Annotated in this window: 12 protein-coding genes; 1 reads left to right on the top strand and 11 read right to left on the bottom strand. The window is 40.1% G+C overall.

What is annotated here, in order from left to right:
* Positions 1 to 175 precede the first annotated feature (175 nt).
* The 4 genes from BLP54_RS00380 to BLP54_RS00365 are packed head-to-tail and all read right to left on the bottom strand — an operon-like array spanning position 176 to position 2,526.
* Complete coding sequence (locus BLP54_RS00380; protein ID WP_090165665.1) at positions 176 to 724, bottom strand: flavodoxin family protein; 549 nt, start codon at positions 722 to 724, stop codon at positions 176 to 178.
* Positions 725 to 728: 4 nt separating this feature from the next.
* Complete coding sequence (locus tag BLP54_RS00375) at positions 729 to 1,229, bottom strand: cyclophilin-like fold protein (protein ID WP_207646772.1); 501 nt, start codon at positions 1,227 to 1,229, stop codon at positions 729 to 731.
* A 59-nt stretch (positions 1,230 to 1,288) separates the two neighbouring features.
* Positions 1,289 to 2,290: an alpha/beta hydrolase gene (locus tag BLP54_RS00370; protein WP_090165663.1), complete on the bottom strand. Its 1,002-nt coding sequence runs from the start codon at positions 2,288 to 2,290 to the stop codon at positions 1,289 to 1,291.
* A gap of 2 nt (positions 2,291 to 2,292) precedes the next feature.
* Complete coding sequence (locus tag BLP54_RS00365; protein ID WP_090165661.1) at positions 2,293 to 2,526, bottom strand: hypothetical protein; 234 nt, start codon at positions 2,524 to 2,526, stop codon at positions 2,293 to 2,295.
* 131 nt (positions 2,527 to 2,657) lie between these two features.
* On the opposite strand from BLP54_RS00365, the gene BLP54_RS00360 reads away from it, so the two are divergent.
* Complete coding sequence (locus tag BLP54_RS00360; RefSeq protein WP_090165659.1) at positions 2,658 to 3,533, top strand: LysR family transcriptional regulator; 876 nt, start codon at positions 2,658 to 2,660, stop codon at positions 3,531 to 3,533.
* On the opposite strand, the gene BLP54_RS00355 is transcribed toward BLP54_RS00360, so the two are convergent.
* The 7 genes from BLP54_RS00355 to ppdK form a co-directional block, all read right to left on the bottom strand.
* Positions 3,514 to 4,437 carry an SIR2 family NAD-dependent protein deacylase gene (locus tag BLP54_RS00355; protein WP_090165657.1) on the bottom strand — a complete coding sequence of 308 codons (924 nt, stop codon included), beginning with the start codon at positions 4,435 to 4,437 and terminating at the stop codon, positions 3,514 to 3,516. The two genes, BLP54_RS00360 and BLP54_RS00355, sit on opposite strands and share 20 nt — an antisense overlap.
* A complete protein-coding gene (locus BLP54_RS00350; RefSeq protein ID WP_090165655.1) occupies positions 4,421 to 5,233 on the bottom strand; it encodes a protein-ADP-ribose hydrolase in 813 nt (270 codons plus the stop codon). Before BLP54_RS00350 ends, BLP54_RS00355 begins: the two co-directional genes overlap by 17 nt.
* A 52-nt stretch (positions 5,234 to 5,285) precedes the next feature.
* Complete coding sequence (locus BLP54_RS00345) at positions 5,286 to 5,726, bottom strand: Rrf2 family transcriptional regulator (RefSeq protein WP_090165653.1); 441 nt, start codon at positions 5,724 to 5,726, stop codon at positions 5,286 to 5,288.
* Between the two features lie 110 nt (positions 5,727 to 5,836).
* Positions 5,837 to 6,607, bottom strand: coding sequence for a nuclear transport factor 2 family protein (locus BLP54_RS00340; protein ID WP_090165650.1), 771 nt, complete (start codon positions 6,605 to 6,607; stop codon positions 5,837 to 5,839).
* A gap of 439 nt (positions 6,608 to 7,046) precedes the next feature.
* The gene (locus tag BLP54_RS00335; RefSeq protein ID WP_090165648.1) at positions 7,047 to 8,300 is read right to left on the bottom strand and encodes an ATP-binding protein; all 1,254 of its coding nucleotides are present in this window, start codon (positions 8,298 to 8,300) and stop codon (positions 7,047 to 7,049) included.
* Between the two features lie 385 nt (positions 8,301 to 8,685).
* Entirely contained in the window at positions 8,686 to 9,537 is an 852-nt protein-coding gene (locus BLP54_RS00330) for a M55 family metallopeptidase (protein ID WP_090165646.1), read from the bottom strand.
* Positions 9,538 to 10,058: 521 nt separating this feature from the next.
* Positions 10,059 to 12,695: a pyruvate, phosphate dikinase gene (gene ppdK, locus BLP54_RS00325; RefSeq protein WP_090165643.1), complete on the bottom strand. Its 2,637-nt coding sequence runs from the start codon at positions 12,693 to 12,695 to the stop codon at positions 10,059 to 10,061.
* Between the last annotated feature and the right edge of the window lie 120 nt (positions 12,696 to 12,815).

Here is a 12,815-nt window from a genome sequence, read left to right as displayed (position 1 = left end):
TCCTTATCTTTGACAGTTTTAATAGAAACACCGGCGCGCGCTTACCGGTTTCGGATAACAAAAAAAGCGCCACACACGACCTTGAGGGTTTGGTCATGCAATGACGCTTGTATCTGCTTCCTATTCTTCTGCAAAAGAAAAACAAGTCAAAACGAGACAAAATCGGTCAAGCAACTTAATTAATGCCAAGTCCCATCTCATATGCCTCTCTCAGGCTTTCCTTTTCTTTGATGTCGCCGATATCTGTTACACCTCCACAAAATACATAGCCCTTAAAACTGGCTTTATCAAAGCATTCAATCCATCCTTTTGTCCCTTCTATTGCTCTTTGTGGGACTGCCTTATCATCCTCGGCTGCAGCTGCAAGAAAATATACATCTCTGAACTTATAATCCTTTGTAAACATAGGGTTCAGTCTATCAATCAGCACTTTCATCTGTCCTGACATCTCGTAATAATATATAGGCGTAGCCCAAACAATTACATCAGCTTCAAGGACCTTCTGCTCGATTTCATTTACATCATCCTTTATTACACATTGCCCATTCTTCTGGCAGGCAAAACATCCTCTACAGAACTCTATTTTCTTGTCAATTACAGATATGATTTCAACCTCATTTCCAGCTTCTTTTGCGCCTTTTGCAAATTCCTCAGCCAATGCATTTGAATTACTGTTTTTTCGAGGGCTTGTTGAAAGAATTACTATCTTTTTCAAATTATCCATCTCCTTATTTTATGCTTAATATGACTTCTGTCTCTGATCCACTTAACACACTTTCAAGTTCTTCAATACTCGACGCTTCCACTTTACCTATTTTCGTATATGACCATGAATTAGCGCCATAAAAGAATACTATCTGATTTCCACTGTATAACATTACATCCCCAGCCTCAGTTGTAATCTGATTGTCGTTACGTGGTAGAGTTTTTCCCAACTGACAGACCTTCTCAAACCCTCCATAATTTGATGCTGAAATAGTCAAATCCTCATCCGCAAGCATTTCTCTTAAAGCTTTGGCAGTTTCATTATCTTCCAGATTCACAATAAATGAACTACTTCCTACTGTTACACAAATCTGATTATCAGCCAGTGTGCTTTCATCCGCCATTTTCATCTCAGTCTGCTCCTTTGACTCATTTGTATCTGTTTGAACACCGGATTTCATCTGCCCAACATTATCTTCTTGAAAATCACCGGTATTATTTGCCTTACACCCGGTTAACAACAAAAAGAAGACCACCAGTGTTGCCACAATTCTTTTCGACATCATTTTAATTCACCATATATTTACTTTAAATACTCATAAAAGAAATTCTCTAGCTTATCAAATGGAATATAATCCTTATCTCCACCATCATATAAATCTGTATGCGATGCTTCCGGTATAATCATAAGCTCCTTGTTCTCTGTATATTTACTGTCTTTTACCATGTTGGCATAAGCATCTTTTCCAAAGTAGCAGGAATGCGCTTTCTCACCGTGAATGATAAGAACAGCATTTCTGATTTCATTACTGTATTTTAGGATTGGCTGATTCATGAAAGACTCACATCCAATCACATTCCAACCACCATTCGAGTTTAAGGAACGAGCGTGATATCCACGCTTTGTCTTATAGTAGTCATAATAATCCTTTACAAAGAAAGGTGCATCCTCTGGGAGTGGATCTACTACACCACCTCCAAGCTTATACTCACCATTTTTTAGATCCTCAATTCTCTGTGCACACATAGCTTTCTTCTTCTCAAAACGTGCTTCTTCACTATCCTCAGAGTCAAAATATCCATTTGCATTTACTCTAGTCATATCGTACATAGTTGAAGCAACCGTTGCCTTAATTCTTGTATCCAGAGCAGCCGTATTGATTGCCATGCCACCCCAGCCACAGATTCCGATAATTCCGATTCTGTCTGAATCTACCAAGTCATTTAATGACAGAAAGTCTACAGCTGCCATGAAATCTTCTGTATTAATATCTGGAGATGCCATGTATCTAGGCTGACCTCCACTTTCACCCGTGAAAGATGGATCAAAGGCAATGGTAAGGAACCCCCTCTCTGCCATAGTCTGCGCATAAAGACCGGAACACTGCTCCTTAACTGCTCCAAAAGGTCCTGATACTGCTATAGCAGGAAGCCTACCAGACGCATTCTTTGGTACATACAGATCAGCAACAAGGGTAATCCCATAACGATTCACAAATGTCACCTTACTATGTTCCACTTTCTCACTCTTTGGAAAGGTCTTATCCCATTCTGTTACCAAATTAAGTTCTTCTTTTTTAATCATCTTCAGATACCTCCGTTACTCATTTTTTCTTTTTCAAATTCTCTAAGCATAAAATCCATGCAATCAATTTTTCTTCCACATTCATGATATTCATCCATTATGCGGCAACGCTCTTTTTTCAAAAGTCGAAACATGTTTTCCATGTTTCCAGATTCATATTGCTTAAGGATATTTTCTGATGCATCTTCGTGACATCCTGTATCCATAAGGCACTGTTTCAGTTTTTCTTTATCCATGAGATTTCCTCACTCAATTGTACTGTTTATCTGACATCTTTATTATATGAGCTTGTAAACGCTCTTGCTAATAGTTATAATGAATATCATATTATTCCATTTTGGCATATCATTGATAATGGAGGTGTTCTATGGAAATTAGAACTTTAAGATATTTTTTAGCAGTGGCAAGAGAAGAAAATATGAGTAGAGCTGCTGAACTTTTACATGTTACCCAGCCTACCCTGTCCAAACAGCTTAAATCGCTGGAAGAAGAATTAGGGAAAAAGCTTTTTACGAGACATTCGTTTAGTATCAAACTTACCGAAGAAGGAATTCTACTTCGCAATCGTGCCGAAGACTTGGTTAGTATGGCAGATAAAATCGAGCAGGAATTTGTATCTCTGGATGATATTAATGGTGGCGAACTCTATCTTGGTCTTGCTGAATCCTACCAGCTTCGATACCTGGCAAGATCTATAAAAGATTTTAAACAACACTATCCGAAGCTTCATTATCACATCACAAGCGGTGATACAGAGCAGCTCTCTGAAAAAGTCGATAAAGGCTTACTTGATTTTGTAGTACTGGTAGAACAACCGGATATCCGCAAATACGAATATATCGAATTCCCTCAAACAGACACCTGGGGACTTATTATTCCAGATACCGATTCCCTAGCAAAGAAAAAAGCCATCCGTTTGGATGACCTTGTAGGCTTGCCATTATTCTGTTCTGATCAGGCTTGGAATGGAGATATTAAAAACTGGGCTGGCAGCAGATTTTCAGAGCTTCAGTTAGAAGGTTCCTTCCGCCTTTCTTACAATGGAGCAATTTTTGTCATGGAAGGCTTAGGATATCTTCTCACCTATGAACATCTTGTAAATACGTCAAAAGACAGCGGCCTTGTATTCAGACCACTGTCTCCGAAGCTTGAAAATAGAATATATATAGCATGGAATAGATATCAGGCGTTTACACCTATAGCTGAAAGATTTCTAGCTCATCTCAAAGATTCTTTCCAATAGTAAAACAAATGAGGGGCTTTTGTAATATGGTTGCAATGTCACCATCAATACATATACTTCTATCTGCAATTTCCTCTGGGCAGAATGATTCACCATAATTTAAGCAGGCATATACCGCTTTTTCATTTGCCAGCGTCATCTGCCAGAACGGATACTTTATTATTACGGGCGTATTGGCTCCTACACCCAGCTCAAGATAAAGAACATGAAGATTCTCATGTCTACGAATAAAATCAGAGTATGCTGCAGATGCCCTATGCCATCCTTCATCTTCAACAAAAGAATCATCCGCTCTCAAATTCATAGTCATATCAGAGCCATCATCAGGACATTTGGGAATCAGCTCAGAAGGAATTTCCATTATTAACTTACCATCAGCCGGTACCTGGAACACTCCTTGCTCATCTTTTTCGAACCCTTGTGCTTCCATAGCTTTCATTACCCACTCTTCATTATCAAAGGTTTTCTGAATATCAGGATTCACGCTCTGAAACAAACCATAATCACCCTGAGTATAGAACAGTCTTTTCTTGTCAAAACCTGCTCTTTGAAACTGATGATCTACATTTGTTGTGATAACAAAATAATCCTTATCGGAAACCATCTTAAGAAGATCCCTATACACTGGCTTTGGAGCATCAATATATCTGTTAAAATAAATATGTCTCGCCCACCAAGCCCAGCGGATTTCTTCACTTGGAAACGGATAAAATCCTCCTGAATATATATCTCTTATTCCAAATCTTTTGGCAAAATCATAGAAATATTTCTCAAAACGTTCTCCACTATACGTCAATCCAGCAGACGTAGATAGTCCGGCACCTGCGCCAATGACAATTGCGTCTGCTTCCTTGATTTCTTGCAAAAGCCTTTTTATTTGCTCTTCATCATATAAGTTTTTCATAAATGGCCTTATCCTCATCTTTGAAAACATTGAATATCACTCTTTCTACCTTACCAGGATTTTCACGAAGCCATTCTGATACAGTCTTAACAGCAATCTCAGCGGCTTTTTTGTTAGGAAAATGAAATACTCCTGTCGAAATACAGCAAAAAGCAACGCTCTTCAAGCTATTTTCCGCACACATATCCAAAGTGTTTCTATAGCAGTTCTCCAAATCCTTTTCCAATTCCGAAGTAAGTTTGTATTGGACAATTGGTCCTACTATATGAATAACTTTCTTTGCCGGAAGATTATACGCTTCAGTGAGCATTGGAACAGCGGTCGGTTGCTCATAATCTCTTCCATATCTGATTCGAAGTTCATTCATCTGCCTGTTGCACTCAGCTCTTAATTGCACTCCGGCAAAAGTATGGATACAGTTATCTATGCAAGTGTGCATCGGAACAAAACAACCAAGCATCTGCGAATTAGCGGCATTAACAATAGCATCCACCGAAAGTCTTGTGATATCTCCTTGCCAGATAGAAAGTCCATCCCTGATAACCGGGATGTCTGATAGATTCACCACGCCCTTTTCAGCCGCTCTCTCTGTCAGATATTCATCCTGTACTTTCATTACTTCAGAGGGCAATTCTTTTGGCATACGGATGTTCATAAGGGACCTTAAGATTCGTCTTTTATCTTCCGTACTATTTGAAGTCTGTAATTCCTTATATTCAGCAGAATCTGCCTTGAACTCTTCTACAAGATAATCAAGACGTTCTTCCTGTGTTGATTTTTTAGCCTTAGTTTCCATATTACACATCCTTTGAAAAAGACTCTGAAGTAAATACCTCAGAGTCTCGTTGTTAAGCTTCTTTTGCCAACAGTTCCTGCATTCCGGATCTTAAATCATTAAGAGTGTATTTTTTCATCTCTGATTCCATCGCTTCCTGGATGCTTTTCAACTTATCATCCAAAAGTAAATGGATATTCCTACCAACAGGGCACTCTGGATTTGGTGATTCATGAAATCTGAATAGATTTCCATCCTCCAAAGGCTCTATTGCCTGATACACATCATAAAAAGTTATATCTTTAAGATCTCTTGTAAGCTCTATTCCGCCTGTTCCTCTGATAACATTTATTAGTCCTGCGTTCTTAAGCTGAGTAAGTATCTTTCTAATGATGACAGGATTCGTATTTATACTGGCTGCAAGAAAATCGCTCGTTACCTTGTGTTCATCTTTAAATGTATCTACACATGTAAAAATATGAAGTGCAACCGTAAATCTGCTTGATATCTGCATTTTTAATCTCTCCATTCCATTTCGGTGGTTGCAGAACAATCGTCCACTAGACGATTTGCACCCTCATGCCATCATTTTACTTCGTGACAGATGTAGTTGCAATGGTTACATTAAAACTTTCCGTTTTCATTAGCCCATGTGGACTTATCAGCTAATGTCTCCATTACATCCCAGTGCTCTGCGATAAATCCGTTCTCAACACGGAACAGGTCATAGTAGGTTGTAGGTACACCGCCAAAGGTTCCTTCTGAGCAAGCAAGTGCATAATCTCCATCTGCAAGAACCATATGAGTCTTGTTATAAACCATTGAGATTCCCTGTTTAGCCATAGCTTCAAGTGCAGCTCCAAGACCTGAAAGACCATCTGCAATTGAAGTATTATGCTGAATATATTTATCTCCATCGTAGTAAGAAGTGAGCTTGTCAGGATTCTCCCCACGAAGTACATCGCCTACAAATCCAGCTACAACCTTACGTGTCTCTTCCTTATCTACATCTTTCTTCTCAAGAGTTCCATCAATCTGAGTATGTCCTGAAGGATTAGGAGCTGCCTTGTCTGCCAGATTATCCCAGTGCTCTGCAATCTTACCGTCTTCATCAAAGCGGAATACATCAAATCCGACCTGCTCTCCTGCTCCTGCAAAATTATATACTGTCTGAAGGAAAACCTTATCTCCATCCTCAAATGAACGAATGTTATTAACAGTTGTTTTTACAGGTGCCTGTGCAAGTCCTTCAACTGCCGCTACAAATGCATCTACCCCTGCTCCAAATGCGAGGTTATGCTGAATATAGCTAGGCGCAAGAAGTTCTTTTGCCTTTGCTGTATCTCCTGATACGAATGTTCCGATGAGTGCTAATGCTTTTTCCTTATTTGTCATGATTATTTTCCTTTCTGGGCTCTGCCCTGCGAGGTAATTATCCTCGAATGTTAAAAAGTTCATTGATGTAACCATTGTGGTTTCATCTGATAGTGTTAATATAGCACCGTTTTGATGTAACGTCAATGGTTACATCTAAAATTTTTTAAAAAAATTTCCAGGTGTAGATAAACACCTGGATTTAATGTTCAATATTCAATTAGAGTCCAACATTTGGGATGCATTTTATAGAGTTTAACTAGAATTTGACCGGAATTATCCCCAATAGTCCCCTCTAACAAACAGCCCACAATAACCAAAAAGGCCCAGTCCCGGCAAAAAGCCAAGGGGCTGAGTCCATTCATTCAACAATATGCAATACTATCCGAAAATAGCGGATTACTTATTTGCGATAGCTGCCTGTAGTGGTGTGCTATCCTACGACACTTTTTGTAAGCATCTACTTTTTTGAGTATCTTGTTCCCCTCCCTGTTCCATATTTTGTAACATATCCTACGTCCACCAAAGCATTCAAGATTCGTACTGTTTTATCTTTGCTCCAATTGAGCTTTTCTGCTATTTCACTGCTACTATAACGCATCTCACCAGTTAACAACTCTAGCAATTTATTTTCATCAGATGTAACCGACATTGTTGCCGATAATACAGGCAGTGTGACAGTAATTGAATTATCTTTTATCTCAAACCGTGGTTTTATTTGGCATTCTTTGTATGCGTCCACAATTCTTTTTATTCCAGTGCCAAACATTTCAATATAATGCAATCTAAAGAAAATGTTTCCTAATATCGGATTTCTTAATGTTGAAATATTGCCATGTAAATATTCATCCTCACTAATTCCACTTGGCAACCCTCCAGGTGAAGTAATCTCAATCCTATCCTCAAACATCGATATTCTAATATTTGCATTTATATCCCATGTTCTATGCACTAGCGCATTAGCAACTGCTTCTCGAAATGCTTTTTCAGGAACCTTTTCAATTAAAACTCTGTCAACACCTTTAATCTGTTCATACTGGTAGTACCGTCTGTACATATTAAGAGCCTTATCATACTGTGTAATTATAGACATATGAGTAAAGCTCTCGCGGTCGAGTATTTCATCAATAGAGTTACCAAAACGAGCAACATCAATTCCAGAAAAATTATTTTTATCAGATAACAATGAAGCCGCATTGTTAAGCTGCCCTTCTTTTGTATAAAGCCCTAACGTCCTAAGTGTATCGTCATTAACTTTTGTTATTCCTAATTTTTCAATAAGACTTTTCTCAAGCTCTTCAAAAGTCATATCCTTATCCTCATTGACTAATGATTCAAAGTATAGATTATTCCCCTCAAGAGTAAGACGTTTTAATTCAATCTGGTCAACCTCAACAGAAGCAGTATCACTTCTTTGATATGCTTTTCCTTTGTATAGATATGGCTTATATCTTCCTTCCTTTACGTCTAGTGTTATAACATTATTTAACCTATTAATTGAAAGAGAATAATCAGGCTTAGGAGAAATGGAATCATTAATTTTATTTTCAATATCGAGACATATCTGATCTGGATCATCTATACCAATCACCACTCCATCATCAGCAACTCCAAACATTATTTTTCCAGTTCCAAAATTAGAAAAAGCACTCACTGTTTTCAAAAATGAATTTGTCACTTCCGATTTATATTCTAGAGTTCGCGTTTCTTTCATTAGCAATTCCTCCTAAAGTTCATTTCAATATCATCATATGATAAGTAAGACGCAAATGCAACGTAATTTTTTGCGTCGCATTTGCGTCTTACTAAATTATTATTAAGCCATCAAAACAATATACGATACTAATATTTGTAATACTGTGATTGCTGAATTGAAAATGCCATATCTTTCTCTTCTGGTCCGGGCTTCGCTTTCTTCCTAAACGGTTTCATCATCCATCTCTTTATTTTCCTAAATACCTTCTTCCATTCCTTGCGCTAAAAATGGGCATAATAATAGACCAGTACATATCAATCTGGGTGTCCCCAGAGGTACTGGTCTATGTAAGGTTTTATTTAGTTTTGTCCGACAAACCTGAATTTATAATGCCGTTGTCGTCCTAGCATTCCTTTTGAATGTAGTTATGAGCTTCCCAAAAACAATCAAGCGCAGTGAGGATATCTTTTGATTTCCAGTGAGCACTCCTTTTCTCAAACGAGCCTCCCCATTCACATTTCTCAGGAATTTCGTAATGGAATCCATCAGTGAGCACCAATTCACATTCATACTCATCCGTCAGAGGAAATGCTGTCTTGTTTGAATAATCTTGAATAGCACCAATGATTCCATTATAAATAATCGGGTAGGTTTCTTCTGAAGAAGGTTCCCATTTACTCTTCCTATCTTTTACCGAAATGCACGATACGTTGGTTGATAATTCCTGTGCTTCTTCATGAGATGCTTCACATCCGATATTTGCGATATAAGGAACACCGCTAAATGTCATTACAGCCTGTCCAATTTCCGCTACATGAATTCCATTGATATAAAACGCTTCAATGGGCGGTGTATGAATTGTGTGCGGAAAATAAGCATCCTTAGCACCATTTCTTGCGTGTTGTCCTACGGTAATAATACCGTAAGGTGTCATGTCTGCCTGTGCTCGAATCATATCCCAATGACATTCTCTGTTTGGTACATCAAACACTCTAACTTGCTCTGGCAATTTTTCCAGTTTAACATTATGTTCTCTGCAACCCGCAAAATGGCCATCATAAAGAAGAATTTCATCTATTCCAGAATCAATGGCTGCATTGCAAACTGCAAGCACATCACTCGTGATGCAATCTCTCCCATACTCACGCCAAAGGGAATACTGCGGATAAAGTTCTTCATGTGCCAATGCCTTGCGGTTTGAATCAAAAATTCCACTGGCACCTTCCATATCTGCGTATATTATTAATTGTTTCATTTCAAGCCCTCCAATGATGTCTTGTCTTATAGAATTATCTCGATAAATCCCGATTCTGTTAATTTCACTGCCTTTAATTATACAGAATCCTTAGTCTTCATGAAATACCAAAACCTCATTCAACCGGAAGAAATCATCCGGTTTTGAAATCTTCTTTGCTTAGATCAGTACTAGATTCTTTTTCTTTTCTACCACTGCCCGTTTCACTTCTCAAGAGCAGTGCTGAATTCATTTTCTCCCTTTGCACTGCTCCAATCTCTTCTCTAAAGCAGTGCTAATTTCATTTCCTTTTCCAGCACTGCTCGAATCGCTCTATAAGGGCAGTGCAAATCATAAAACGACCAATCTGCACTGCCTGTGCAGCTGTTTCCAGGCAGTGAAAATCCTAAAACCGCCGCCAGCACTGCCCGCGCCGCCGGAAACGCCTAGGTAAACCCACAAAAAAGGCCCAGCCCCGGCAAAAAGCCAAGGGGCTGAGCCCAATTATTTCATTTTATGCAACACAGTGTAGTAATCTCAGATTACTTGTTAGCGATAGCTGCCTGTGCTGCAGCAAGTCTAGCGATTGGTACTCTGAATGGAGAGCATGATACATAATCAAGACCAATCTTGTGGCAGAACTCTACTGAAGATGGATCTCCACCGTGCTCACCGCAGATACCTACGTGAAGCTTAGGATTTACTGGCTTACCAAGCTTAATAGCTGTCTCCATAAGCTTACCAACACCTGTCTGGTCAAGCTTAGCAAATGGATCGTTCTCGAAGATCTTTGTGTCATAGTAAGCATTTAAGAACTTACCAGCATCATCACGAGAGAAACCAAATGTCATCTGTGTAAGGTCGTTTGTACCGAAGCAGAAGAAGTCAGCTTCCTTAGCGATTTCGTCAGCTGTAAGAGCTGCACGTGGAATCTCAATCATTGTACCAACTTCGTACTCAAGCTTAGCGCCAGCAGCAGCGATTTCAGCATCAGCTGTCTCAACAACTACCTGCTTAACGTACTTAAGCTCCTTAACCTCACATACAAGTGGGATCATGATTTCAGGCTTAACATTCCAATCTGGATGAGCCTTCTGAACTTCAAGTGCTGCACGGATAACAGCCTTTGTCTGCATCTTAGCAATTGAAGGATATGTAACTGCAAGACGGCATCCTCTGTGACCCATCATTGGGTTGAACTCGTGGAGTGACTCACAGATGTTTCTAATTTCCTCTACTGACTTATTCTTAGCCTTTGCAAGCTTCTCGATATCAGCATCCTCTGTAGGAACGAACTCGTGAAGAGGTGGATCAAGGAATCTGATTGTAACTGGGCATCCCTCAAGTGCTTCGTAAAGAGCCTTGAAGTCTCCCTGCTGGTAAGGAAGAATCTTATCAAGAGCAACTTCTCTCTCTTCCTCTGTATCTGAGCAGATCATCTCACGGAATGCTGCAATTCTGTCAGCCTCGAAGAACATGTGCTCTGTACGGCAAAGACCGATACCTTCTGCACCAAGCTCTCTAGCCTTCTTAGCATCAGCTGGAGTATCTGCATTTGTTCTAACCTTAAGCTTTCTGAACTCATCAGCCCAAGCCATTACACGACCGAACTCGCCAGCGATAACAGCGTCAACTGTTGGGATGATACCAGCGTAGATGTTACCTGTTGTACCATCGATAGAGATTTCAGAACCCTCTGTAAATGTTGTGCCTGCAAGAGTGAACTTCTTGTTTTCCTCATCCATGTTGATGTCGCCACAACCAGAAACGCAGCATGTACCCATACCACGAGCAACTACTGCAGCGTGTGATGTCATACCACCACGAACTGTAAGGATACCCTGAGCAGCCTTCATACCTGTGATATCTTCTGGAGATGTCTCAAGACGTACAAGAACTACCTTCTCTCCTCTAGCAGCCCATGCCTCAGCATCGTCTGCTGTAAATACAACCTTACCACATGCAGCACCTGGAGAAGCACCAAGACCCTTTCCAAGTGGAGTTGCAGCCTTAAGAGCAGCAGCCTCGAACTGTGGGTGAAGAAGTGTATCAAGGTTACGTGGGTCGATCATTGCTACAGCCTCTTCTGGAGTCTTGTGTCCCTCATCAACGAGGTCGCAAGCAATCTTAAGAGCAGCTGGAGCTGTTCTCTTACCGTTACGGCACTGGAGCATGTAAAGCTTCTTGTTCTCTACTGTGAACTCCATATCCTGCATATCATGGTAGTGATTCTCAAGAGTCTCACATACCTTGATGAACTCTGCGTATGCCTCTGGGAACTCCTTCTCCATCTGAGCGATTGGCATTGGTGTACGAACACCAGCAACTACGTCCTCGCCCTGTGCGTTGATAAGGAACTCACCCATAAGCTTGTTCTCGCCTGTAGCTGGGTCACGAGTGAATGCAACACCAGTACCAGACTCGTTATTTAAGTTACCGAATACCATTGGCATTACGTTAACTGCTGTACCCCATGAATAAGGGATATCGTTATCTCTTCTGTAAACGTTTGCACGAGGGTTATCCCATGAACGGAATACTGCCTCGATAGCGAGCTTTAACTGCTCTACTGGATCTGAAGGGAAGTCTGAACCAAGCTGATTCTTGTACTCAGCCTTGAACTGCTCAGCAAGCTCCTTAAGGTCGGCTGCTGTAAGGTCTACGTCGAACTTAACACCCTTCTTTTCCTTCATCTCATCGATGAGCTGCTCGAAGTACTTCTTACCTACTTCCATAACTACATCTGAGAACATCTGAATAAATCTTCTGTATGAATCATATACGAAACGCTCGAAAGCTGGATCTGGGTTACCAGCGATCATAGCTGCAACTACTTCATCATTAAGACCAAGGTTAAGGATTGTATCCATCATACCTGGCATAGATGCACGAGCACCTGAACGAACTGAAACGAGAAGTGGGTTCTTAAGATCGCCGAACTTCTTGCCGTTGATCTCTTCCATTTTCTTAACACCCTCCATAGCCTGAGCCATGATCTCGTCGTTGATTTTACGGCCATCCTCATAGTACTGAGTACAAGCCTCTGTTGTGATTGTGAAACCCTGTGGTACTGGTAAGCCAATGCTTGTCATTTCTGCAAGATTCGCACCCTTTCCGCCGAGAAGGTTGCGCATTGACATGTCACCTTCGCTAAACATATACACCCATTTGTTAGCCATTACAATATCCTCTTAAAAATAAAAAAAACTGAAAATTACCGTCTGCAATTAAGGGGTTACAGACAGTCCGCTATTATTTAAACACAGATTGCACCCCAATTCAAGGAATTTGGTTGTATG

The sequence above is a fragment of the Pseudobutyrivibrio sp. 49 genome (assembly GCF_900100545.1).
GTDB lineage: Bacteria > Bacillota > Clostridia > Lachnospirales > Lachnospiraceae > Pseudobutyrivibrio.
This window is presented reverse-complemented; position numbering and strand designations above follow the sequence as displayed.